This is a genomic window from Streptomyces sp. NPDC038280, from assembly GCF_055600045.1.
This window is the reverse complement of record NZ_JBVJYZ010000002.1, coordinates 559,200-582,925: the sequence shown is the minus strand read 5'-3', so window position 1 is coordinate 582,925 and position 23,726 is coordinate 559,200. Positions and strand designations below refer to the sequence as shown.

General features: G+C 69.3%; 20 protein-coding genes and 2 tRNA genes. 14 read left to right on the top strand and 8 right to left on the bottom strand.

Features of this window, described 5'->3' with window-relative positions; translation table 11 throughout:
- Positions 1–101 precede the first annotated feature (101 nt).
- Entirely contained in the window at positions 102–743 is a 642-nt protein-coding gene (locus tag ACZ7J0_RS07720; RefSeq protein WP_470884956.1) for a mycothiol-dependent nitroreductase Rv2466c family protein, read from the top strand.
- 115 nt (positions 744–858) lie between these two features.
- On the opposite strand, the gene ACZ7J0_RS07715 is transcribed toward ACZ7J0_RS07720, so the two are convergent.
- The 3 genes from ACZ7J0_RS07715 to ACZ7J0_RS07705 all read right to left on the bottom strand — a co-directional run bounded on the left by ACZ7J0_RS07715 (position 859) and on the right by ACZ7J0_RS07705 (position 4,566).
- Positions 859–1,503 (bottom strand): superoxide dismutase, encoded by a 645-nt coding sequence (locus tag ACZ7J0_RS07715; RefSeq protein ID WP_470884954.1) that lies wholly within the window; start codon positions 1,501–1,503, stop codon positions 859–861.
- A 159-nt stretch (positions 1,504–1,662) separates the two neighbouring features.
- On the bottom strand, positions 1,663–3,072 hold the full coding sequence (locus ACZ7J0_RS07710) for an amino acid permease (protein WP_470884952.1): 1,410 nt from the start codon (positions 3,070–3,072) through the stop codon (positions 1,663–1,665).
- A gap of 117 nt (positions 3,073–3,189) precedes the next feature.
- Complete coding sequence (locus ACZ7J0_RS07705; protein ID WP_470884950.1) at positions 3,190–4,566, bottom strand: amino acid permease; 1,377 nt, start codon at positions 4,564–4,566, stop codon at positions 3,190–3,192.
- 255 nt (positions 4,567–4,821) lie between these two features.
- Here ACZ7J0_RS07705 and ACZ7J0_RS07700 point away from each other — a divergent pair, with 255 nt between their 5' ends.
- Positions 4,822–5,406, top strand: coding sequence for a biotin transporter BioY (locus ACZ7J0_RS07700; protein ID WP_470884948.1), 585 nt, complete (start codon positions 4,822–4,824; stop codon positions 5,404–5,406).
- A gap of 89 nt (positions 5,407–5,495) precedes the next feature.
- Here ACZ7J0_RS07700 and ACZ7J0_RS07695 read toward each other — a convergent pair whose 3' ends face one another.
- A complete protein-coding gene (locus ACZ7J0_RS07695; protein ID WP_470884947.1) occupies positions 5,496–6,929 on the bottom strand; it encodes an amino acid permease in 1,434 nt (477 codons plus the stop codon).
- A 161-nt stretch (positions 6,930–7,090) separates the two neighbouring features.
- On the opposite strand from ACZ7J0_RS07695, the gene ACZ7J0_RS07690 reads away from it, so the two are divergent.
- Positions 7,091–7,579, top strand: coding sequence for a ribose-5-phosphate isomerase (locus ACZ7J0_RS07690; RefSeq protein WP_468705959.1), 489 nt, complete (start codon positions 7,091–7,093; stop codon positions 7,577–7,579).
- Positions 7,580–7,650: 71 nt separating this feature from the next.
- A complete protein-coding gene (locus tag ACZ7J0_RS07685; RefSeq protein ID WP_470884945.1) occupies positions 7,651–8,460 on the top strand; it encodes an Fpg/Nei family DNA glycosylase in 810 nt (269 codons plus the stop codon).
- A gap of 34 nt (positions 8,461–8,494) precedes the next feature.
- Here the strand turns inward: ACZ7J0_RS07685 and ACZ7J0_RS07680 are convergent, their stop codons facing one another.
- Positions 8,495–9,724 (bottom strand): GNAT family N-acetyltransferase, encoded by a 1,230-nt coding sequence (locus ACZ7J0_RS07680; protein ID WP_470884943.1) that lies wholly within the window; start codon positions 9,722–9,724, stop codon positions 8,495–8,497.
- A gap of 107 nt (positions 9,725–9,831) precedes the next feature.
- Between ACZ7J0_RS07680 and ACZ7J0_RS07675 the strand changes: the two genes are divergently transcribed.
- A complete protein-coding gene (locus tag ACZ7J0_RS07675; RefSeq protein WP_469118539.1) occupies positions 9,832–10,977 on the top strand; it encodes a PP2C family protein-serine/threonine phosphatase in 1,146 nt (381 codons plus the stop codon).
- Between the two features lie 74 nt (positions 10,978–11,051).
- Positions 11,052–11,501: an HD domain-containing protein gene (locus ACZ7J0_RS07670; protein WP_470884941.1), complete on the top strand. Its 450-nt coding sequence runs from the start codon at positions 11,052–11,054 to the stop codon at positions 11,499–11,501.
- Here the strand turns inward: ACZ7J0_RS07670 and ACZ7J0_RS07665 are convergent.
- Positions 11,488–12,555: an acyltransferase family protein gene (locus ACZ7J0_RS07665; RefSeq protein ID WP_470884939.1), complete on the bottom strand. Its 1,068-nt coding sequence runs from the start codon at positions 12,553–12,555 to the stop codon at positions 11,488–11,490. The genes ACZ7J0_RS07670 and ACZ7J0_RS07665 overlap by 14 nt on opposite strands.
- A 455-nt stretch (positions 12,556–13,010) precedes the next feature.
- Here ACZ7J0_RS07665 and ACZ7J0_RS07660 point away from each other — a divergent pair, with 455 nt between their 5' ends.
- A complete protein-coding gene (locus ACZ7J0_RS07660; protein WP_028797525.1) occupies positions 13,011–13,205 on the top strand; it encodes a hypothetical protein in 195 nt (64 codons plus the stop codon).
- A 112-nt stretch (positions 13,206–13,317) separates the two neighbouring features.
- Here the strand turns inward: ACZ7J0_RS07660 and ACZ7J0_RS07655 are convergent.
- A tRNA-Gly gene (locus tag ACZ7J0_RS07655) sits at positions 13,318–13,388 on the bottom strand.
- Between the two features lie 130 nt (positions 13,389–13,518).
- Here ACZ7J0_RS07655 and ACZ7J0_RS07650 point away from each other — a divergent pair.
- The 5 genes from ACZ7J0_RS07650 to clpX all read left to right on the top strand — a co-directional run bounded on the left by ACZ7J0_RS07650 (position 13,519) and on the right by clpX (position 18,261).
- Positions 13,519–13,595: transfer RNA gene (locus tag ACZ7J0_RS07650), tRNA-Pro, on the top strand.
- Between the two features lie 165 nt (positions 13,596–13,760).
- The gene (tig, locus tag ACZ7J0_RS07645) at positions 13,761–15,152 is read left to right on the top strand and encodes a trigger factor (RefSeq protein ID WP_470884937.1); all 1,392 of its coding nucleotides are present in this window, start codon (positions 13,761–13,763) and stop codon (positions 15,150–15,152) included.
- A gap of 320 nt (positions 15,153–15,472) precedes the next feature.
- A complete protein-coding gene (locus tag ACZ7J0_RS07640; protein ID WP_470885173.1) occupies positions 15,473–16,078 on the top strand; it encodes an ATP-dependent Clp protease proteolytic subunit in 606 nt (201 codons plus the stop codon).
- A 50-nt stretch (positions 16,079–16,128) separates the two neighbouring features.
- On the top strand, positions 16,129–16,818 hold the full coding sequence (locus tag ACZ7J0_RS07635; RefSeq protein WP_469118534.1) for an ATP-dependent Clp protease proteolytic subunit: 690 nt from the start codon (positions 16,129–16,131) through the stop codon (positions 16,816–16,818).
- 159 nt (positions 16,819–16,977) lie between these two features.
- Positions 16,978–18,261: an ATP-dependent Clp protease ATP-binding subunit ClpX gene (clpX, locus tag ACZ7J0_RS07630; protein WP_147978018.1), complete on the top strand. Its 1,284-nt coding sequence runs from the start codon at positions 16,978–16,980 to the stop codon at positions 18,259–18,261.
- Between the two features lie 75 nt (positions 18,262–18,336).
- On the opposite strand, the gene ACZ7J0_RS07625 is transcribed toward clpX, so the two are convergent.
- Positions 18,337–19,278: a hypothetical protein gene (locus ACZ7J0_RS07625; protein WP_470884935.1), complete on the bottom strand. Its 942-nt coding sequence runs from the start codon at positions 19,276–19,278 to the stop codon at positions 18,337–18,339.
- Between the two features lie 136 nt (positions 19,279–19,414).
- Here ACZ7J0_RS07625 and ACZ7J0_RS07620 point away from each other — a divergent pair, with 136 nt between their 5' ends.
- Together ACZ7J0_RS07620 and folC are read left to right on the top strand one after the other, a co-directional pair.
- Positions 19,415–22,036, top strand: coding sequence for a valine--tRNA ligase (locus ACZ7J0_RS07620; protein ID WP_470884933.1), 2,622 nt, complete (start codon positions 19,415–19,417; stop codon positions 22,034–22,036).
- Positions 22,037–22,209: 173 nt separating this feature from the next.
- Positions 22,210–23,721, top strand: coding sequence for a bifunctional tetrahydrofolate synthase/dihydrofolate synthase (folC, locus tag ACZ7J0_RS07615; protein ID WP_470884931.1), 1,512 nt, complete (start codon positions 22,210–22,212; stop codon positions 23,719–23,721).
- The last annotated feature ends 5 nt before the right edge of the window (positions 23,722–23,726 follow it).

Sequence of the window (23,726 nt, the reverse complement as noted above, 5' to 3'; positions counted from 1 at the left end):
TCCTCCCATGTGCCTCTGACGCCCGGCACCCGGGAATGCCCTCGCCGGGCGGAGGCGTTCCCCCCGTGGCGCACACTCGTCCGTATCCCTTGAGGAGAGACATGTCCGAGAGCAGGACCACCGCAGACTTCTGGTTCGACCCGCTGTGCCCGTGGGCCTGGATGACCTCCCGCTGGATGCTGGAGGTGGAGAAGGTCCGCCCGGTGGACGTGCGCTGGCATGTGATGAGCCTGGCGGTCCTCAACGAGGACAAGTTGGACCAGGTGCCCGCGGAGTACCGCGAGATGCTGGAGACGAAGGCCTGGGGCCCGGTGCGCGTGGTGATCGCGGCGCAGCAGCTGCACGGCGACGAGGTGGTGGGCAAGCTCTACACCGCGCTCGGCACCCGCTTCCACAACAAGGGCGAGGGCCCGACCCCGACGGCGATCCGCGAGGCGCTGGAGGACGTCGGCCTGCCCGTCTCGCTCGCCGCTTACGCCGACAAGGACACCTACGACGCCCAGCTGCGCGCCTCGCACAACGAGGGCATCAGCAAGGTCGGCCAGGAGGTCGGTACCCCGGTCATCGCGGTCCCGGGCGCGGACGGCGAGCAGATCGCCTTCTTCGGCCCGGTCGTCACCCCGGCCCCCAAGGGCGAGGAGGCGGCCCGACTGTGGGACGGCACGCTGATGGTGGCCTCGATTCCCGGCTTCTACGAGATCAAGCGCACCAGGACGCAGGGCCCGGACTTCAGCAACCTCTGAGTCCTCCCGGTACGCAGACGGCCCCCGCGAGTCAAGTCCTCGCGGGGGCCGTCCTTCATTCCGCCCGCCCGGTGAAGGTTGAGAAGACGATCACGAGCAGGACGATCGGGGCGCCTTACGGCGTGATGAGCGGCGTGCGGCCCTTGGCCTCGGTGTAGCGCCCGGCCACGTCCTGCCAGTTGACGACCTGCCACATCGCCTCGATGAAGTCCACCTTCTGGTTCTTGTACTGGAGGTAGAAGGCGTGCTCCCAGGCGTCGAAGACCAGGATCGGGACGGAGCCCTGACCGACGTTGCCCTGGTGGTCGTAGACCTGCTCGACGATCAGCCGGCCGCTCACCGGCTCGTACGCGAGGACACCCCAGCCGGAGCCCTGGGTCGTCGCGGCGGCCTTGGTCAGCTGGGTCTTGAACTTGGCGAAGGAGCCGAAGGACTCGGCGATCGCGTCCGCCAGCTCACCGACGCCGTCGGCCGCCAGCGGCTCACCGCCCCCACCGTCCTTCGGGCTGTTCATGTTGTGCCAGTAGATGCTGTGCAGGATGTGGCCGGAGAGGTGGAACGCGAGGTTCTTCTCCAGGCCGTTGATCGATCCCCAGGCTTCCTTGTCGCGCGCCTCCTCGAGCTGTTCGAGGGTGTCGTTGGCGCCCTTGACGTAGGCGGCGTGGTGCTTGTCGTGGTGCAGCTCGATGATCTGGGGATTGATCACCGGCTCGAGCGCCGCGTAGTCGTACGGAAGTTCAGGAAGTGTGTAGATCGCCATGTGCCGAGCCCTCCGACTGCTTATTGCAAGCTATGTGCAAATGCAGGCTAGCAGCAGGTGCGCATGAAGTTGATCAGCCCTTCGACCTAGGTCGCGTCCGCGCACACGAAGAACCCCGGACCGAAGGCGGTCCGGGGTTCTTCGCGCGAGCGGACGTGGTCAGGCGTTTCGGCCCGCGGCCACCTTCTGGCGGACGAAGCCGGCCACGGCGAGCGCCAGCGTCAGGCCGCCCGTGTAGTAGAGCTGCGTCCGGGTGCCCTCCTCACGGGCCATCAGGACGAACACCGCGGCGATGCCGACGAGCGCCACCCAGGTCAGGTACGGGTAGGCCCACATCTTCACGACCAGCTTCTCGGGCGCCTCGCGCTCCAGCCGGCGCCGCAGCAGCAGCTGCGAGGCGGCGATGAAGAACCAGACGACGAGGATGATCGCGCCGATCATGTTGAGCAGCCACATGAAGATGTCGTTGGGACGCCAGTAGCTGAGCAGCACGCAGGCGAAGCCGAAGACGGACGACGTCAGCACGGCCACCCGCGGCACCCCGCCGGAGATCGAGCCGAGCGCCTTCGGGCCCTGGCCGCGCGCCACCAGTGAGCCGGCCATGCGCGAGGCGCCGTAGATGTTGGCGTTCATGGCCGAGAGCAGGGCGACCAGGATGACGACCTTCATGATCGCGCCGGCGGCCGGCAGACCGAGGTACTCCAGCGTGGCCACGTACGAGCCCTTGTCCGGGTCGACGAGCGCCCCGTCGTTCCACGGAACCAGCGTCACGACGACGGCCATCGAACCGACGTAGAAGATCGCGATACGCCACATCGCCGTGCGCACGGCCTTGGCGACGCCCTGGACCGGGTGCTCGGACTCGGCCGCCGCGATGGTGACCGTCTCCAGGCCGCCGTAGGCGAAGACGGATGCGAGCAGGCCGACGATCAGCCCCTCGGAGCCGTTGGGCAGGAAGCCCCCGTGACCGGTGAGGTGGGTGGTGCCGGGGGCGTCCGTGTCGGGCAGGACGCCCGCGATGGCCAGCACGCCGATGCCGAGGAAGAGCACGATCGCGCCGACCTTCAGGGCGGCGAACCAGAACTCGAACTCGCCGAAGTTCTTCACGGCCGCGAGGTTGGTGGCGCAGAAGACCAGCATGAACAGGGCGACGAAGGCCCACTCGGGAACGCCCGGCACCCAGCCGTGCACGATCTTCGCGGCGCCGATGCCCTCCAGGCCCACCGCCACGCACAGCAGGAACCAGAACGACCAGCCCGCGGTGAAGCCGGCCCACGGCCCGATGGCCCGCTCGGCGTGCACGGAGAAGGAGCCGGAGGCCGGATTCGCGGCGGCCATCTCACCCAGCATGCGCATGATCAGCATGACGAGCGCACCGGAGATCGCGTACGCGAGGACGATCGACGGGCCCGCGGCGGCGATCGCGGTGCCGGACCCCACGAAGAGTCCGGCGCCGATGACGCCACCGAGGGCGATCATCGACAGATGGCGTTGCTTGAGTCCGTGCGAGAGCGGCGGATCGGCCGGAGTCGTCCGGTCGTCCTGTACGGGCGCGGTGGTCCGAGGCATGGGCGTGCCCTGTTCAGTAGCTGAGACGGGGGGAGCGGCCCACAGTCTGGGCGCGATCACCGGTCACAGGGAACAGATGTCCGCTATACGGTCACGATCTTCACACAAAGTGAAGACTCACCCACGCCTCGCGCGCAGTTCGCGTCCGGCGGCGACCAGCAGCACGGCGCCCGTCGCGGCACCCGACCACAACACCTGTGGCCGGGCGGCGTCGTCGGTCAGCATCAGGACCAGTACGGCCCCCATCGCCGCCAGCGCCGTCCAGGTCAGCCAGGGGAAGCCCCACATCCTCAGGGTGAGCGTCTCGGGCGCCTCCCGCTCGATCCGGCGGCGCAGCCTCAGCTGCGAGAGGGCGATGAGCCCCCACACGAACAGCAGTACCGCCCCCACCGCGTTGAGCATGTAGAGGAAGACGGAATCCGGCCACTTCAGATTGAGCAGGACGGAGACGAATCCGAAGGCCACGGACGCGAGCACCGCCCGCCGCGGAACACCGCCCCCGGACACCCTCAGCAGCCCCTTCGGCGCCTCGCCCCGCTCGGCCAGCGAGAAGACCATCCGGGAGGAGCCGTAGAGGTTGGCGTTCAGCGCGGACAGCAGTGCCACGAAGATGACGACGTTCATGATCTGGCCGGCCGCGGGGACTCCGATGCTGTCGAGGACGGCCACGTACGGGCTCTGGCCCGGCGTGATCGACGTCCAGGGCAACAGGGTCACGATGACGAGCATCGAGCCGACGTAGAAGAAGAGGATGCGCCAGACCGCGCTGCGCACGGCGCGGGCCACGTTGCGGGCCGGGTCCTTCGACTCCGCGGCCGCGATGGTCACGACCTCCAGGCCGCCGAAGGCGAAGACGACGACGAGGACGCCGGAGGTCACGCCCTCCCAGCCGTTCGGCAGGAAGCCGCCCCGCCCGGTCAGATTGGCCGTCCCGACCGGTTCGGTGTCCGGCAGAACTCCGAGGACGGCGAGCACGCCCAGGACGAGGAAGAGGACGATCGCGCCGACCTTCAGGGCCGCGAACCAGAACTCGAACTCGCCGAAGTTCTTCACCGCGGCCAGGTTGGTGAGGGTGAACACCACCATGAAGACGAGCACCCAGGTCCACTGCGGGACACCCGGCACCCATCCGTTCGCGATCTTCGCGGCGCCGGTCGCCTCCACCGCCAGGACCACCACCAGCAGGAACCAGTACAGCCAGCCGACGGAGAAGCCCGCCCAGCGGCCCAGCGCGCGTTCCGCGTGCACCGAGAAGGCGCCGGACGCGGGCATCGCCGACGACATCTCGCCGAGCATCCGCATGATCAGCATCGCGAGGGCGCCCGCGATCAGATACGACACGACGATGCCGGGTCCGGCGACCGCGATCCCGGCGCCCGAGCCCACGAACAGGCCGGCGCCGATGACCCCGCCGAGGCCCAGCATGGTCAGGTGACGCTGCTTCAGGCCGTGGGAGAGCGGTTCCGGCTCAGGGGCCAACGAGGTGTCGCGCATGTACTCGTACTCTCGGGGGGATTTATGGAGACCCCACAGTCTCTCTGCTGACCGTCCCTTGGCGCAAAAGGGACTACCAGCCATGTCCTCCCCAGTGACGAGCGTCACGCGAAACGGTACTGACCGGCGGGCCTTTGTTGGGTCTCCATGAAGGACCCAACCCCCGCTTTGTACGCGACTGATGGTGATCGGTCGTTCACCGCGGGGCTACCGTCAACTCGTCCGTCCCGCCCCTCACCCTCACGGAGTACACCGATGAGCACTGCAGCCGCCCCCGTCCGTCCCGGCGTGGTTCTGGCCGACCTGCTGCCCGCCAGCCGCACCCGCGACATCGCGCTGGTCCTCGGCGGCGCCGCGCTCACCGGCGTCGCCGCGCAGATCTCCGTGACGATCCACGGCTCGCCGGTCCCGGTCACCGGGCAGACGTTCGCGGCCCTGCTCGTCGGCACCGCGCTCGGCGCCCGCCGGGGATTCCTCTCCCTCGCGCTGTACGTGCTCGCCGGCATGGCAGGTGTGCCGTGGTTCGCCCAGGCCACCTCGGGATTCGGCATGCCGTCCTTCGGCTACGTCCTCGGCATGCTCCTCGCCTCGACCGTCGTGGGCGCGCTCGCCCGCCGCGGCGCCGACCGCTCCGTGCTCCGCACGGCCGGCACGATGGCGCTCGGCTCCCTGATCATCTACGCCGTCGGTGTGCCGTACCTCGCGCTGGCCACCGGGATGACGCTGTCTCAGGCGGTCGCTCTCGGTCTGGCGCCGTTCCTCATCGGCGACGCCCTCAAGGCGGCGCTGGCCATGGGCATCCTGCCGACCACCTGGAAGCTGCTCGGCCGCAACGGCTGACGCGAAAAAAGGCTCTCCGTCCACTCGGTGTGCACGGAGAGCCTTTCGCCGGTACCTGACGTCCGCCGTCAGGAATCAAGCCTTGGTGATCAGGCCTCGACGCCGGCCTTGCGGGTGCGGTCGAGCACCAGGCCGATGACCAGCACGACGGCCGCGACCAGCAGCGACAGCAGCACCACCTTGCGGTTCTCGTCGTCGTAGAGCATGTAGCCCAGAACGAACGTGATCATCGCGGCGGTCGCCCAGGTCAGATACGGGAAGAGCCACATCCGCACGGTCAGCTTCTCCGGCGCCTCGCGGAGCAGGATCCCGCGCATCCGCAGCTGGGTGAAGCAGATCACCAGCCAGACGAAGAGCGCGACGGCACCGGAGGAGTTCAGGAGGAAGTCGAAGACCGTGTCCTTGAACGCGTAGTTGAAGTACACGGCGGCGAAACCGAAGACGACCGAGGCCAGGATGGCGGCCATCGGCACGCCCTTGGCGTTGACCTTGGCGAAGACCTTCGGCGCGTCACCGCGCTCGCCCAGCGAGAACGCCATGCGGGAGGCCGTGTAGAGGCCGGAGTTGAGGCAGGAGAGCACGGCCGTCAGCACGATCACGTTCATGATCTGGCCGGCGTGCGGGATGCCGATGGAGTCCAGGGCCGCGACGTACGAGCCCTTCTCGACGATCGACTTGTCGTTCCACGGCAGCAGGGTCAGGACGACGAGGATCGAGCCCAGGTAGAAGACAGCGATGCGCCAGATCACGCTGTTGGTGGCCTTGGTGACCGCGCGCCGCGGGTCCTCGGACTCGCCGGCGGCGAGCGTGACGATCTCGCTGCCCATGAACGAGAAGACCACCATCAGCACACCGGTGAGGATGGCGCCCGCGCCGTTGGGCAGGAATCCACCGGCGTCCGTGAGGTGCGCGAAGCCCGCGCCGGGGTTGTCGGAGCCGGGCAGTATGCCGAACACGGCCAGCAGGCCGATGATCACGAAGCCGCCGATGGCGACGACCTTGATGCCCGCGAACCAGAACTCGAACTCGCCGTAGGACGACACCGACGCGAGGTTGGTCGCCGTCAGCACGACCATCACGATCAGCGCCCAGGCCCACTGCGGAACGGCCGGAACCCAGCCCTCGAGGATCACCGCGCCCGCGGTCGCCTCGACCGCCAGCACGACGACCCAGAAGAACCAGTACAGCCAGCCGATGGAGAAGCCCGCCCAGCGGCCGAGCGCGCGGTCGGCGTACGCCGAGAAGGAGCCGGAGTTCGGGCTCGCGGCCGCCATCTCGCCGAGCATCCGCATCACGAAGACGACCAGCGCGCCGACGAGTGCGTACGACACGAGGATGCCGGGACCGGCCTTGGCGATGCCGCCGGAGGAGCCGACGAAGAGGCCCGCGCCGATCACGCCACCGATGGCGATCATGGACAGATGGCGGTTTTTCAGGCCGGCCTTGAGACCGTCGGAGGACTGCGGAGTACCGGGTTCACCGGTGCCTACGCCTTCCTTCTGCAGGGTCGGCTGCGAGGTCATGGACGAATCCTTACGTCTGGAGGGCACTCGGGTTACGAGCCCGTGCATTGAAACCCGAGACCCGGAGAGGCCGGAAGTCCCGAATCCGGATCGTGATGCGAGGGCGGACGTCCCGACCCCGCTGACCGCTACCCGGCCCCCGCCGTGCCACACTCGGACCCATGCGCGTGTACCTCGGCTCCGACCATGCCGGCTACGAACTCAAGAACCACCTCGTCGAGTGGCTGACGGCCCACGGGCACGAGCCCGTCGACTGTGGTCCCCACATCTACGACGCCCAGGACGACTACCCGCCGTTCTGCCTGCGTGCCGCCGAGAAGACGGCCGCGGACCCGGACGCGCTGGGCATCGTGATCGGCGGCTCCGGCAACGGCGAGCAGATCGCCGCGAACAAGGTCAAGGGCGTCCGCGCGGCGCTGGCCTGGAGCGAGCAGACCGCCGCTCTCGGCCGCGAGCACAACAACGCCAACGTCGTCGCGATCGGCGGCCGGATGCACTCGCTGGAGGAGTCCACCAAGTTCGTGGAGATCTTCCTCAGCACGCCGTACTCCGGTGAGGAGCGTCACACCCGCCGCATCGAGATGCTCTCGGCGTACGAGACCACCGGCGAGCTCCCCCCGATCCCGGCCCACCACCCGCAGCAGGGCTGACCCGCCCCACCCCGTGCCGCCGGTTCCCCCGGCGGCACGGCCATGCCGTCCCGTCGTCCAGGAGAGCAGCCGTGCCCGAGGGGCATACGATCCACCGCCTCGCCGAGGACCATCTCGCCCGCTTCGCCGGGTGGCCCGTGCGCGTCACCAGTCCGCAGGGCAAGTTCTCCGACAGCGCGGCCCTTCTCGACGGCCGGGTCCTCGACGGCGTCGACGCCCACGGCAAGCACCTCTTCCTCGGCTTCGAGGACACCGGCTGGGTCCACATCCACCTCGGTCTCTTCGGCAAGCTCGGCTTCGGTACGACTCCGGCCCCGCCCCCCACGGACACCGTCCGGCTGCGCCTCGTCAACGGCGACCACTACGCCGATCTGCGCGGGCCGACCACCTGCGCCCTGATCACCGGACCCGAGAAGCACGCGATACACGACCGCCTCGGGCCCGACCCGCTCCGCGCGGGCGACGACCCCGGCAAGGCCTGGCAGCGGATCTCGCGGAGCCGCACCACGATCGCCGCGCTCCTCATGGACCAGAAGGTCATCGCCGGCGTCGGCAACGTGTACCGCGCCGAGGTGCTCTTCCGGCACGGCATCGACCCGTACCGCCCGGGCAAGGACCTCACCGAGCGCGAGTGGGCCGCCCTGTGGGCCGATCTGGTGGCGCTGATGCGGGAAGGCGTACGGAACAACCGCATCGACACCGTCCGCCCCGAGCACACCCCGGAGGCCATGGGGAGGCCGCCGCGCGTCGACGACCACGGCGGCGAGGTCTACGTGTACCGCAGGGCGGCCATGCCCTGTCATCTCTGTGGTGGCGAGATCCGCACCGCCGGTCTCGCCGCCCGCAATCTCTTCTGGTGCCCGGGGTGCCAGCGGCGTTAGCCGTGGCCGGGGCGCTCGGGACGGCCGCGCCGGCTCAGAAGCCGTGCGGCAACCAGGGTGCCACCGGAGAGCCGAAGGCGATCGACGCCTCCGCCAGCGCGCCCCCGCGAAGCTCCCGCACCCGGCCCGCGGCCGCCAGCGAGGCCAGCGAGACCCCGCCCAGATACGCGGCGCCCAACTCCCGTACCGACAGCGCCAGATCGGCCGCCTCCTCGGTCCGCGCGCAGGACGCCCCTTTCGCGTCCCCGGTCAGCCGCCAACGGCCCTCGTTCCACGGGCAGAAGCCGTCCGTCACCTCCAGCACCACATCCACGGGCGTCTGATACGTACGGGCCTCCAGCGCGGCGCCCACCTCCACCAGCCGTACGTGCAGGCTGTCGCGCAGCCGCGGCCTGCACCGCCGCAGGTCGGAAACCATGTGCTGCCACGCGTCGTCCACCGGGCGGCCGACGACCTGGAGGGTCGAGGTCAGATCGATCCCGAACAGGAACCGCCACAGCGCCCCGTCCGCCGCCGGGTCCAGCGCGCCGATGTCGTGCAGGATCACCGTGCCCCTGGGGCCGGCCGCGTCCCACTCCGGCTTGATGGCGTACAGCGCGAACCCGACGGTCTCGCCGTCCCGCTCGGCCAGGACGCACTGCAACGGCGACGCGCCCTCGCGCCCCTCCGGCGGGTCCAGCAGCGGCAGCCGCTCCCAGCCGGGCCGGCGCTCCAGCATCCCGGGGCGCCGGGGGACCAGCGCCGCGTACACCGCCTCGCAGGCGGGCCCCGCCTCGACCGGTACGACCTGGCGCAGGGAGACGGCGTCCGTGCCCTCGGGGACCGTGAGCCGCACCCGGGCCGTGTCGATGTCGGCGCGCAACTGCCAGGTGCCGATGCCGTATCCGTACCGACCGTAGATCTCCGGCTCGGACGCCGTCAGCACGGCGAGCGGCTCACCCCCCGCGCGTACGTCATCGAGCTGACGCCGCATCATCGAGGTGAGCAGCGAGCGTCTGCGGTGGGTGGCCGCCACGCTCACCATCGTCACCCCGGCCGTCGGCACCACCGCGCCACCCGGAACCGAGAGTCCGAACGAGAACGCGCCGGCCGTACCGACGCACACGTCGCCGTCCCACACACCGATCGAGCGCTCGTGCTCGGTGAGCGACTGCCACAGCTCGCGCTCCTGTGGATGCTCCGCGACCCCACCGAACGCGAGTTCCAGCTGTCCGTACCACTGGTCCCACTCGGCAGGCCGCAGGACCCGCAGTTCTGTCGTCATATGCCATGCCTACCAGGGGTCCGAGGGCCGGGGCGACCCGATTTCGAACGCAATGTCACGGGGGTCCCCCTGCGCGGGAGCCGGACGGGTGGATAGGGTCCAGGCCAATGGCCGGTAGCGCGGGAGTGGACTCGTACACGGCCCGGTTGCGCAGAACGACGCACCGGGCCCGCATCACGCTGCGCAAATCGGGAGTCGACTACTTCCGCGGCGACGGCTCGGACTGGATCGCCCTGGCCGGCCTGCTGCTCACCGTCCCCGCCATCACCTGCGGCACGATCGCGATGCCGGTCTGGTGCTCGCCCACCGCTCTCGTCCTGCCGATCGTCGCGGGCGGACTGCTGCTGCGGCCCGCCAGTCTGCTCGGTCTGTACGCGGCGGCGGCGGGCGCGCTGATCGTGGAGTCGATAGCGCTCGGCCCCTACACCCAGGGACCCGGGAGAGTGACACCCGGCACGGTCCTGGTGGTCGCCGCGTGCGGACTGTTCGGGCTGCTGATCGCGCAGTTCCGGGCCAGGGTCGGCGTGCCATGGAGACGCGGCGGCACCATGCTCTTCGACCTCCGCGAGCGGATCAGGGTCCAGAGCGCCCTCCCGCGCCTGCCGAAGGGCTGGCACCGGGAGATGGCGCTACGGCCGGCCGGAGGCCAGTCCTTCTCGGGCGACTTCGTCGTCGCCGCCCGAACCAACGGCGGCCGGACCCTGGAGGTCGTCCTCACCGACGTGTCCGGCAAGGGTATGGACGCGGGCTCCCGCGCCCTGCTGCTCTCCGGCGCCTTCGGCGGACTGCTGGGCTCACTGCCCCCGCACGGCTTCCTCTCCGCCGCCAACGGCTACCTGCTGCGCCAGGACTGGGACGAGGGGTTCGCCACCTCCATCCACCTCGTCCTGGACCTCGACTCCGGGGACTACGAACTCCTTTCCGCCGGCCACCTCCCGGCGCTCCAGCTGCACGCGGGCAGCGGCCGCTGGGAGGAGAAGGCCGGGGAGGGGCCCCTCCTCGGCGTCTACGACGGCGCGGACTTCCACCCGGTGAAGGGCTCCCTGCGCCCCGGCGACGTCCTCATGCTCTTCACCGACGGACTGGTCGAGTCGGCCGACCGCGACATCGCCGAGGGCATCGACCGCCTGACCGGCGAGGCGGACCGCTATGTCACCGCCGGCTTCGAGGGCGCCGCCTGGCACCTGATCGAGGCCTGCGCCAAGGACGTCAACGACGACCGGGCCCTGCTGCTGATCTCGCGCGAGGCATAGGGCGCACCGGCCCCTTCCACCGGGACGGGCGTCCCCACCGGCGCGGGCGCCCCGCGCGGCCTACGCTGACCTCCATGCCGAACCTCACGCTCGCCCAGGTCGAGGCCATCGCCCGCACGGCCCACGCCGACCAGAAGGACAAGTCCGGTCGTCCCTACACCGAGCACATCCAGGCCGTCGCCGACGGCGTACGGGCCCGCGGCGGCAGCGACGACCAGATCGCGGCGGCCTGGCTGCACGACGCGATCGAGGACGACAAGCTGTCGCCCGAATGGCTGGCCGACGCCCAGCTGCCGCGCGAGGTCAAGGACATGATCCTCGCCGTCTCCAAGCACGACGGCGAGGACCTGGAGTCCTACACCCGTCGCATCCTCGCCACCCCCGGCGCGCTGCTCATCAAGGAGGCCGACCTCGCGCACAACTCCGACCCCGGGCGCCTCGCCCTGCTCGACGAGGCGACCAGGGCCAAGCTGACGTCCAAGTACGCCCGGGTCCGCGAGCTGCTCGGCCTCACGTCCGGCTGACGTCCCGGCGGAAGGCCCACTCCATCCGGGGCTCCGTCACGCACCGCAGCGCGCGGCGCACCGGAGGCGTACAGAGCAGGGTCACCGCCCCGGCCGCCGCCACCGAGACGACGACCAGCCCGGCCGGCGAGGAGAGCCACGGGTGGTCCCCGGCGAGGTGCGCGTACTCCACGCCCTTCACCAGGAACCCGTGCAGCAGGTACCCGCAGATGGTCCCCGCGCCCAGCACCGTGAACCAGGTCGTGCGCCCGGGCACCCACGCCAGGAACGCCGCCGTGAGCAGCAGCGCGCAGCCGAAGAGCACCAGCGTCATCACCGGCCCGCTCCACCAGGGCGCCCCCAGCTCCTCGGCGCTGCTGGCGCGGTAGAACCAGCCCAGCTGGAGCCGGGGCGTCACGGCGTACGCGACGACCGCCGCGACGGCGACGACCGGCACGGCCAGCATCCGCGCCTCGCGCCGCCGCAGCAGCTGGAAGTGCTCGGGCCGCAGGCACAGGCCCAGCACGAAGAACGGCAGGAACTGCAGGACGCGGCGCAGATCGAAGTCGTCCCCGATCCCGGGGGTCAGGGAGCCCAGTGCGGCGACGGCCAACGCGATCGGCAGCGGCCGGCGTACCGAGAGCCACAGCGGCGTCGACAGCCGCCAGACGAAGAGCGCCGCCAGGAACCACGTCAGATAGAAGGGATCGGTGAGGCTGAGCGGCTGCCCGGGGGTGCCCCCGGCCCAGCGCCGGAACAGCGAGTACGCCACCTCGAAGACGACATAGGGCACGACGAGCCCGGTCACCAGCCGTCTGATCTGCTCGGGACGCCCGCTGAAACTCCGTGAGAAGTAACCGGAGATGACGATGAACGCGGGCATGTGGAAGGTGTAGACGAGCATGTACAGCGCCCGGGTGGCCCGGCTGCCGTCCATCACCGGCTCCCAGGCGTGCGCCACCGCGACCAGCACGATCGCCAGGTACTTGGCGTTGTCGAAGTAGGCGTCCCGGGAGTTCCGTGCGGGCTGAATCGTGAGCGGGGTCGTCTGAATTCCGTGGGGGGCGTACAACATTCCGGCACCCTAGTGGCGCCCGAAGGATTTCGTAAAACGCCGTTCCGGCGCTGTCCATTCACATCTGACACCGCCACCAAACGCCCCCTATGCCCCGATTAATCTCTCTTAAAGGGTGCATACTGCTTCGCGTGGGCGCCGCTTGTCCGTCAAGCGTTCGCGCAGTGGAATTGGGCCGCCTCATGCCTGCGAATTTCCTGTGACGGACATGTGCCCGGAGGGAAACGATCAAGCCGAATTCCCGTGACGATTTCCGCCGCCGACGCGCCGGCGGACCGCCGCGCGCCCGTCCGGCCTCGGCGGCGGCCCCGCCGTGTGGCGTGATCCATACGCCGATGATTCGTCACCCGGCAGCGCTCACAGGGAGGTTGGTGGCACGATGGGGGGCAGCGGGGGTGTGCTGTGGCGTGCGCTCCCGGGCCGGCAAGGCGGACCGACCGAGGGTGTGATCAGTTGTGGTCCTTTCACTGTCTGTGGTGCTTCTTTTGGCGATCGTCCTCGTGGTGCTGATCCGCGGAGGCTCCCTCAAAGCCGGCCCCGCCGTCGTCGCGGCTCTCTTCGGGTTCTTCCTGGCCTCCACGGGCATGGCCGACGACATCCAGCGCTTCCTCAACTCGATAGCGCAGACCATCAACTCGATTAAGTTCTGACGCCCCGGCTCCGACGGGAGCCGGGCGCGCGGCCGCCTTGTTCCGGCGCTGTTCCGGCATGCGAAAGACCTCCGGCCCGGTGGACTGAGTCCACCGGGCCGGAGGTGTGAAGAGCGGGCGACGGGAATCGAACCCGCGTAGCTAGTTTGGAAGACTAGGGCTCTACCATTGAGCTACGCCCGCAAGCATCGCGCCGCAGGTCACAAGGGCCGCGGCACGGACAGCATCGTAGCGGGTCCCAGGCGGTCGACGCACACCCTTTCCGGGAGGGCGTCGCACAGTCCGCGTGCATGTACCCTACGTGTCGCACCGACGGGGTGTGGCGCAGCTTGGTAGCGCGTCCGCTTTGGGAGCGGAAGGCCGTGGGTTCAAATCCCGCCACCCCGACCACCATGATCATGAGCGCAACCAAGATCACATTGTGGGCCTCATCCCGCTTGCGGCTACTATGCAAGCTGCGTGCCCGTGTGTCTCTCTGACCGGGGCCGATCGGCTGGACCGCCACCATGCGGGGCCCAGCAGAATCCAAGAATCAGCCACCAAGGAGACCGAACCGTGAAGAGCGCCGTGGAGACCCTGAACCCGACTCGGGTTCGGCTCACTGTCGAGGTGCCCTTCGAGGAGCTCAAGGACAGCCTCGACGCGGCGTACAAGAAGATCAACCAGCAGGTCACGGTCAAGGGCTTCCGTAAGGGCAAGATCCCGGCTCGTGTGATCGACCAGCGGTTCGGCCGTGGTGCGGTGCTGGAGGAGGCCGTCAACGACGCGCTCCCGAAGTTCTACACCGAGGCGGTCAACGAGGCCGAGCTCAACCCGCTGGGCCAGCCCGAGGTCGACATCACCGAGCTGAAGGACGGCGAGACGCTGGCCTTCACCGCCGAGGTCGACATCCGCCCGACGATCGAGATCCCGGACTACTCCGGCATCGAGGTCACCGTGGACGCGGTCGAGGTCAGCGACGAGGACGTCGAGAAGTCCGTGGAGCAGCTCCGCGAGCGCTTCGCCTCCACCAACCCGGTCGAGCGCGCCGCCGCCGAGGGTGACGTCGTCACCCTCGACCTGGAGGCCAAGGTCGACGGCGAAATCCTCCCCGACGGTGTCGCCGAGGGTGTGCAGTACACCATCGGTTCCGGCGAGCTCCTCGAGGGCATCGACGAGGCCGTCACCGGCCTGGAGGCCGGCGGCGAGGCCACCTTCACCTCGCAGCTGAAGGGCGGCTCCGCCGAGGGCAAGGACGCCGAGGTCACGGTCAAGGTCACCGCCGTCGCCGCCCGTGAGCTCCCCGAGCTCGACGACGACTTCGCGCAGATGGCGTCCGAGTTCGACACCCTCGACGAGCTGAAGGCCGACAGCCGCAAGCGCCTCGAGAACATGAAGCAGTTCGACCAGGCCACCCAGGCCCAGGAGCGCGTCCTCGACGAGCTGCTGAAGCTGGCCGAGGTGCCGATCCCCGAGAAGCTCCTCGAGGACGAGGTCAACACCCGCAAGCACAACCTTGAGCACCACCAGCTCGGCCAGATGGGCCTCGACCTCGCCAAGTACCTGGAGATCCAGGGCAAGAGCGAGGAAGAGTTCGACGCCGAGACCAAGGAGCAGGCGGTCAAGGGCATCAAGACGCAGTTCATCCTCGACGAGCTCGTCAACAAGGAGAAGCTGAACGTCAGCCAGGAGGAGCTCACCGAGCACCTCATGCGCCGCGCCGCCTCCTCAGGCATGAGCCCGGACCAGTTCGCCCAGGCCGTCGTCGAGGGTGGCCAGGTGCCGATGCTCGTCGGCGAGGTCGCCCGCGGCAAGGCCCTCGCGGTCGTCGTCGAGGCCGCCAAGGTCGTCGACACCAACGGTGAGCCGGTCGAGCTGGAGGACGACGAGGAGACCGAGGCCGCCGCCGACGCGGCCGAGGCCGCTGTCGAGGGTGACGCCGCGGCCGAGGAGAAGTCCGAGGCCTGAGCCTCGCACTGATCTGCCCCACGGGCCCGGACGCACCGCTGTGCGTCCGGGCCCGTGCCCGTACTCCAGGGCCCCTGTGCGGCCCGTCGGGCCCCGGAGCCCACTGGGAACGCCGCGGGGCCCGTACGGCCCCTCCAGGGCCCCCTGGGCGCCCCAACTACCTTGCGCTCCCAGCGAACAGTTCGGGAAGCGGGATGGCGCCCGCCGACCAGCGCGTTAGGGTCCATGAATACGAGGGCAGGGTCGTACCCGCCCCCAGTACGAGACGCTGAGACGGCCGGAGCCGTCAGAGACGAGCAGGTGGATACGTGACGAATCTGATGCCTTACGCCGCGGGTGAGCCGTCCATCGGTGGTGGCCTCGGCGACCATGTCTACAACCGGCTGCTCGGTGAGCGCATCATCTTCCTCGGCCAGCAGGTCGACGACGAGATCGCCAACAAGATCACGGCGCAGATGCTCCTCCTGGCCGCCGACCCGGACAAGGACATCTACCTCTACATCAACAGCCCCGGTGGCTCGGTGACGGCCGGCATGGCCATCTACGACACCATGCAGTACATCCCCAACGACGTCGTGACCATCGGTATGGGCATGGCGGCCTCGATGGGCCAGTTCCTGCTCACCGGTGGCTCCAGCGGCAAGCGCTTCGCGCTGCCGAACACCGACATCCTGATGCACCAGGGCTCCGCGGGTATCGGCGGCACCGCATCGGACATCAAGATCCAGGCCGAGTACCTCCTCCGTACGAAGAGGCGCATGGCCGAGATCACCGCGCACCACTCCGGCCAGACCGTCGAGGCGATCATCCGCGACGGCGACCGCGACCGCTGGTTCACCGCGGAGGAGGCCAAGGACTACGGCCTCATCGACGAGATCATCTCTGCCGCTTCGAACGTTCCGGGCGGCGGCGGCACCGGCGCCTGAGGCTCCCCGGACCCCCAGCACCGAACCCCAGCCCGCCGAACGCCACCAGGATGGTGAACACCCACATGAGCAACTTCCCCGGCCTCCCCGGAGCCTCCGCGAGCGGCCTCTACACCGGCCCCCAGGTGGACAACCGGTATGTCGTCCCGCGCTTCGTCGAGCGCACCTCGCAGGGCGTGCGCGAGTACGACCCGTACGCGAAGCTGTTCGAGGAGCGCGTGATCTTCCTCGGCGTGCAGATCGACGACGCCTCCGCCAACGACGTCATGGCGCAGCTGCTGTGCCTGGAGTCGATGGACCCGGACCGCGACATCTCGATCTACATCAACAGCCCCGGTGGCTCGTTCACCGCGCTGACGGCCATCTACGACACCATGCAGTTCGTGAAGCCCGACATCCAGACGGTCTGCATGGGCCAGGCGGCCTCCGCCGCGGCTGTGCTCCTCGCCGCCGGTACGCCCGGCAAGCGGATGGCCCTGCCCAACGCCCGCGTGCTGATCCACCAGCCCTCGGGCGGCACCGGGCGTGAGCAGCTCTCCGACCTGGAGATCGCGGCCAACGAGATCCTCCGGATGCGTACGCAGCTGGAGGAGATGCTGGCCAAGCACTCCTCGACGCCGATCGAGAAGATCCGCGACGACATCGAGCGCGACAAGATCCTGACGGCCGAGGACGCCCTGGCCTACGGCCTCGTCGACCAGATCGTCTCTACCCGCAAGAACGTGGCCTCAGCGGCCTGACCCGGGCTCGGGCACACAGCCGGCGCCCTTGGCGCGGTGCACACGTCAAAGTGAACCGCGCCAAGGGGGGCCCGAACGGGGGGCTCGGCAAGGTACCGTCGGATATGGCACCAGGAGCTGGCTGAACCAAGCTGCTCCCAGGCGAAGGGGAAGCACCTCGTGGCACGCATCGGTGATGGCGGCGACCTGCTCAAGTGCTCGTTCTGCGGAAAGAGCCAGAAGCAGGTGAAGAAGCTCATCGCAGGCCCCGGTGTGTACATCTGCGATGAGTGCATCGACCTCTGCAACGAGATCATCGAGGAGGAGCTCGCCGAGACCTCCGAGGTGCGGTGGGAGGAACTTCCCAAGCCGCGCGAGATCTACGAGTTCCTTGAGGGGTACGTCGTCGGGCAGGAGCCCGCGAAGAAGGCCCTCTCGGTCGCGGTGTACAACCACTACAAGCGCGTCCAGGCCGGCGAGAACGGCGGCGCGCAGGGCCGGGACGACGCCATCGAACTGGCGAAGTCCAACATCCTCCTGCTGGGCCCCACCGGCTCCGGCAAGACGCTGCTGGCCCAGACGCTCGCCCGCATGCTCAACGTCCCGTTCGCCATCGCCGACGCGACGGCGCTCACGGAGGCGGGCTATGTCGGCGAGGACGTCGAGAACATCCTGCTCAAGCTGATCCAGGCGGCCGACTACGACGTCAAGAAGGCCGAGACCGGGATCATCTACATCGACGAGATCGACAAGGTCGCCCGTAAGAGCGAAAACCCGTCGATCACCCGCGATGTGAGCGGCGAGGGCGTGCAGCAGGCCCTGCTGAAGATCCTGGAGGGCACCACCGCCTCCGTTCCGCCCCAGGGCGGGCGCAAGCACCCCCACCAGGAATTCATCCAGATCGACACGACGAACGTGCTGTTCATCGTGGGCGGCGCCTTCGCCGGCCTGGAGAAGATCATCGAGTCGCGGGCCGGCGCGAAGGGCATCGGCTTCGGCGCGACGATCCGCTCCAAGCGGGAGATCGAGGCGAGCGACCAGTTCCAGGAGGTCATGCCGGAGGACCTGGTGAAGTTCGGGATGATCCCCGAGTTCATCGGCCGTCTCCCCGTCCTCACCTCCGTCCACAACCTGGACCGCGAGGCCCTCCTCCAGATCCTGGTGGAGCCCCGCAACGCCCTGGTGAAGCAGTACCAGCGCCTCTTCGAACTCGACGGTGTGGAGCTGGACTTCGACCGCCCGGCCCTGGAGGCCATCGCCGACCAGGCGATCCTCCGCGGCACCGGCGCGCGTGGCCTGCGGGCCATCATGGAAGAGGTCCTGATGTCGGTGATGTACGAAGTCCCGTCCCGCAAGGACGTGGCCCGGGTCGTCATCACGGCGGACGTCGTCCACAACAACGTCAACCCGACGCTGGTGCCGCGCATCGTGAAGAACGACGGCCGCCACGAGAAGTCGGCCTGATCACAGCCCAAGAGAGGAGCCCGGCCAGTCCCTCCAACTGGCCGGGCTCCTCTGCGTGTTGAGCGGTCCCGGTGACTACTTGATCTCGACCCGGGCGTCGTTGCGGACCTTCGCCGTCAGCGCGGCCGCGTCCGACAGCGGCGTGGACGTGCCGGCCATGATGGCCGCCGGGTCGGACTGAATGACGTACGCGAGCGTGCTGTGGTCACCCCAGATGCACAGCGGCATCTTGAAGCTCTTGGGCGTCAGACCGCTGCCACCGCCGGGTACCGAGTACTCGGCCTCCTGGCACTTCATGACGCCGTTCTCGAATCCGGCGGGCTCGAACTCCTGGGGGCTACCGACGAGCTTGACCTTCTCGTCCTTGCCCTCGTCGGACTTCTTCTGCATCTCGGCGAACATGGCGTCGACGACCTTCTCCGGGTCCTCGATCTCCCCGTAGACACCACTGAGCTGCAGGTTCTTCGCCGTCTGGCCGGTCCCCGACTTGTAGGAGCCAGTGACGTTCTTGGGGTTCTTCACGCCCCACTTGGCCGCGTCCTTGGTGTCCTCGGCGTCGGCTTCCTCGGACTTGGAGGACTCCTTCTTGTACTCCGTCGCCACCGTCTCCGGCGTCGTGAGCTGGTACTTCTTGCCGTCATCGGCGACCGAGCCGCTGCCGCCGCCGACCATGAAGTACGCGCCCACGGCCACCGCGGCGACCGCCGCGACGGCGATGCCGACGATCAGACCGGTCTTCTTCTTGCCGGCCGGCGGCGGGTATCCGCCGGGGGCGCCGTAGGGGGGCTGCTGGCCGTACGGCGGCTGCGGGGCCTGCCCGTACGGACCGGGCTGCTGGGGCTGCTGCTGCTGCGGGTACCCGTACGGCTGCTGCGGCGGCACACCCTGCGGAGCCTGCTGCGGATATCCGTAGCCGGGCTGGGGCGCCTGCGGCTGCTGGCCGTAAGGGCCCGGCTGACCGTACGGTCCGGGCTGCTGGGGCTGACCGCCGTACGGGCCCGGCTGGTTGTAGCTCATTGAGGCGTTCCCCTCCAGATACTTATGCTTTCCGAACATCCTGTCGCAGGCCGTCATCGCCGAGGGCGGTGGGGGTCACACCGTTACGGAACATTCCCGTTTCAGTACGGCCCTGTGACACCCCTAAACTGAGCCCGTGACCGAGAACACTCAGCAGCAGACAGCAGCCACTCCCGAACTGCCGACCCAGTACGCGCCGGCCGAGGTAGAGGGGAAGCTGTACGAGCGCTGGGTAGAGCGCGGTTACTTCGAAGCGGACGCGAAGAGCGAGAAGCCGCCGTACACGATCGTCATCCCGCCGCCGAACGTCACGGGCAGCCTGCACCTGGGCCACGCCTTCGAGCACACGCTGATCGACGCCCTGACCCGCCGCAAGCGGATGCAGGGGTACGAGACGCTGTGGCAGCCGGGCATGGACCACGCGGGCATCGCCACGCAGAACGTCGTGGAGCGCGAGCTCGCCAAGGAGGGCAAGTCCCGCCATGATCTGGGGCGTGAGGCGTTCGTCGAGCGTGTCTGGCAGTGGAAGGGCGAGTCCGGCGGCCAGATCTCCGGCCAGATGCGGCGTCTGGGCGACGGCGTCGACTGGTCCCGTGAGCGGTTCACGATGGACGAGGGCCTGTCCCAGGCCGTCCAGACCATCTTCAAGAAGCTGTACGACGACGAGCTGATCTACCGCGCCGAGCGCATCATCAACTGGTGCCCGCGCTGTCTGACGGCCATTTCGGACATCGAGGTCGAATACCAGGACGACGACGGCGAGCTGGTCTCGATCCGCTACGGCGAGGGCGACAACGCCATCGTCGTCGCCACGACCCGCGCCGAGACCATGCTCGGAGACACGGCTGTCGCCGTCCACCCGGACGACGACCGCTACCGGCACCTGGTCGGTACCGAGATCGAGCTGCCGCTCACCGGCCGCCGTATCCCGGTCGTCGCCGACGAGCACGTCGACCCCGAATTCGGCACCGGCGCGGTCAAGGTGACTCCCGCGCACGACCCGAACGACTTCGAGATCGGTCAGCGTCACAACCTGCCGAACATCGCCGTCATGGACGAGCACGCCGTCATCACGGTCCACGGCCCCTTCCAGGGCCTGGACCGGCTGGAGGCCCGCTCCGCCATCGTCGCCGCGCTCCGCGCCGACGGCCGGATCGTCGCCGAGAAGCGCCCGTACGTCCACTCCGTCGGCCACTGCTCGCGCTGCAAGACCACCATCGAGCCGCGTCTGTCGATGCAGTGGTGGGTCAAGGTCGGCCCGCTCGCCAAGGCCGCCGGTGACGCGGTCCGCGACGGGAAGGTCAAGATCCACCCCCAGGAGATGGAGAAGCGGTACTTCGACTGGGTCGACAACCTCCACGACTGGTGCATCTCGCGCCAGCTCTGGTGGGGCCACCGCATTCCGGTCTGGTACGGCCCGAACGGCGAGGTCGTCTGCGTCGGCCCCGACGAGCAGCCGCCCACGGGCGAGGGCTGGCACCAGGACACCGATGTCCTCGACACCTGGTTCTCCTCCGGCCTGTGGCCCTTCTCCACCCTCGGCTGGCCCGAGCAGACCGAGAGCCTGGCGAAGTTCTACCCGAACTCCGTCCTGGTCACCGGCTACGACATCCTCTTCTTCTGGGTCGCCAGGATGATGATGTTCGGCCTCTACGCGATGGACGGCACCCCGCCGTTCCACACCATCGCCCTGCACGGCATGGTCCGTGACCAGTTCGGCAAGAAGATGTCGAAGTCCTTCGGCAACGCGGTCAACCCGCTGGACTGGATGGACACCTACGGCTCCGACGCCGTCCGCTTCACGCTGGCCCGCGGCGCCAACCCGGGCGTCGACGTCCCGATCGGCGAGGACTGGGTCCAGGCGTCCCGGAACTTCGCCAACAAGATCTGGAACGCGACGCGCTTCGCGCTGATGAACGGCGCGACGGTCGACGGCCCGCTGCCCGAGCCGTCGCAGATGTCCGCCACCGACCGGTGGATCCTCTCCCGTCTCAACAAGACGGTCGCCGAGGTCGACGCGTACTACGAGGACTACCAGTTCTCGAAGCTGTCCGACGCCCTCTACCACTTCGCGTGGGACGAGGTCTTCGACTGGTACGTCGAGCTGTCCAAGACGACCTTCTTCGAGGGCGGCGAGCAGGCCCGGGTCTCCGGACGCGTCCTGGGCGAGGTCCTCGACGTCGCCCTGCGTCTGCTGCACCCGGTCGTCCCGTTCGTCACCGAGACGCTCTGGACCACCCTCACCGGCGGCGAGTCCCTCGTCATCGCCGACTGGCCCGAGGACAGTGGCTTCCGTGACGACGCCGCCGAGCGTGAGATCGAGCTCGTCCAGCGGGTCGTCACCGAGGTCCGCCGGTTCCGTTCCGACCAGGGGCTCCAGCCCGGGCAGAAGGTCCCGGCCCGTCTCACCCTGACCGGCACGCCGCTCGCCCCGCACGAGCCCGCCATCCGCCAGCTGCTGCGCCTCCAGCCGGAGGGCGAGGGCTTCGCCGCCACCGCCTCGCTGCCGGTCGCCGGCGCCGAGGTGGCGCTCGATCTGTCCGGCACGATCGATGTCGTCGCCGAGCGGAAGCGGCTCGCCAAGGACCTGGCGGCCGCCGAGAAGGAGAAGGCCCAGGCGCAGGGGAAGCTCGGCAACGAGGCCTTCCTGGCCAAGGCGCCGGACAACGTGGTCGACAAGATCCGTACGCGGCTGGCGAAGGCCGACGAGGACATCGCCCGTATCGGGGCGCAGCTCGAGCGGCTGCCGAAGGCGTAGCGAGCGAGCGGGCGTCACGCGGATGCGTGTGCGACTGTAGACCCGGAAGGGCCCCGGAACCGACCGACCGGTACCGGGGCCCTTTCGTCTGCCCGGACGCTCCCGACCGGCGGCGGACGGTCCTGGGTGGAGCCGTGCCCGGGGTTGTCGGTGGGGCTCCGTAGACTGGGCCTGTGAGTGAGCAGCCCCCGGCAAGTGACAGCTTCGACGACGACTTCGACGACATCGTGGAAGCGCAGACGTCCCGTGACCCCGACCTGGCGGTGATCGAGGCCGGAAGCCGCACCCTGCGCGCCCAGTCCGGTGCCCTCCAGGCTGACGCCGTGCCCGCCCGGCCCGCCGATCCCGAGGTGGACAAGGCGCTGCGCGAGGTCGAGGCGGACCTCGCCACCCGGTGGGGCGAGACCAAGCTGGAGCCGTCGGTGGCGCGCATCGCGGCCCTGATGGACGTGCTGGGCGAGCCGCAGCGCGCGTACCCCTCGATCCACATCACCGGGACCAACGGCAAGACGTCCACGGCCCGGATGATCGAGGCCCTGCTCTCCGCCTTCGAGCTGCGCACCGGCCGGTACACCTCGCCGCACGTCCAGTCGATCACCGAGCGGATCAGCCTGGACGGCGCCCCGATCAGCGCCGAGGGCTTCATCGAGACGTACAACGACATCAAGCCGTACGTCGAGATGGTCGACGGGGGGCAGGAGTTCCGGCTCTCCTTCTTCGAGGTCCTCACCGGTATGGCGTACGCCGCGTTCGCGGACGCTCCGGTGGACGTGGCGGTCGTCGAGGTGGGTATGGGCGGCAGCTGGGACGCGACGAACGTGATCGACGCGTCGGTCGCCGTCGTCACCCCGATCGATCTGGACCACACGGACCGGCTGGGCTCCACGCCCGGTGAGATCGCGGGGGAGAAGTCCGGGATCATCAAGCCGGGCGCGACCGTGATCCTCGCGCAGCAGCCGGTCGACGCGGCACAGGTGATGCTGAAGAAGGCCGTCGAGGTGGACGCGACGGTGGCCCGCGAGGGCATGGAGTTCGGTGTCGTCGGGCGCGAGATCGCGGTCGGCGGCCAGCTGGTGACGCTGCGCGGCCTCGGCGGCGAGTACGAGGAGATCTTCCTCCCGCTGTACGGGGCGCACCAGGCGCACAACGCGGCGGTGGCGCTCGCCGCGGTCGAGGCGTTCTTCGGGATCGGGGCGCAGCAGGCCCGCACGCTCGACATGGACACCGTCCGCAAGGCGTTCGCGTCGGTGGTCTCGCCCGGCCGGCTGGAGGTGGTCCGCCGCAGCCCCACCATCGTCCTGGACGCCGCGCACAACCCCGCGGGGGCCCGCGCGGCCGCCGACGGCATCACCGAGTCCTTCGGCTTCTCCCGCCTGATCGGTGTGGTCGGCTCCAGCGGCGACAAGGACGTCCGGGGTCTCCTGGAGGCCTTCGAGCCGATCTTCGCGGAGATCGTGGTCACGGCGAACTCCAGCCACCGCGCCATGGACGTGGACGAGCTGGCGGCCGTCGCGGTCGAGGTCTTCGGCGATGAGCGGGTCGTGGTCGAGCCGCGTCTGGACGACGCGCTGGAGGCGGCGATCACCCTGGCCGAGGAGGAGGACGAGTACGCCGGCGCGGGCGTGCTCGTGACCGGTTCCGTCATCACGGTCGGCGAGGCCCGGCTGCTCCTGGGGAGGCGCTGACCCCG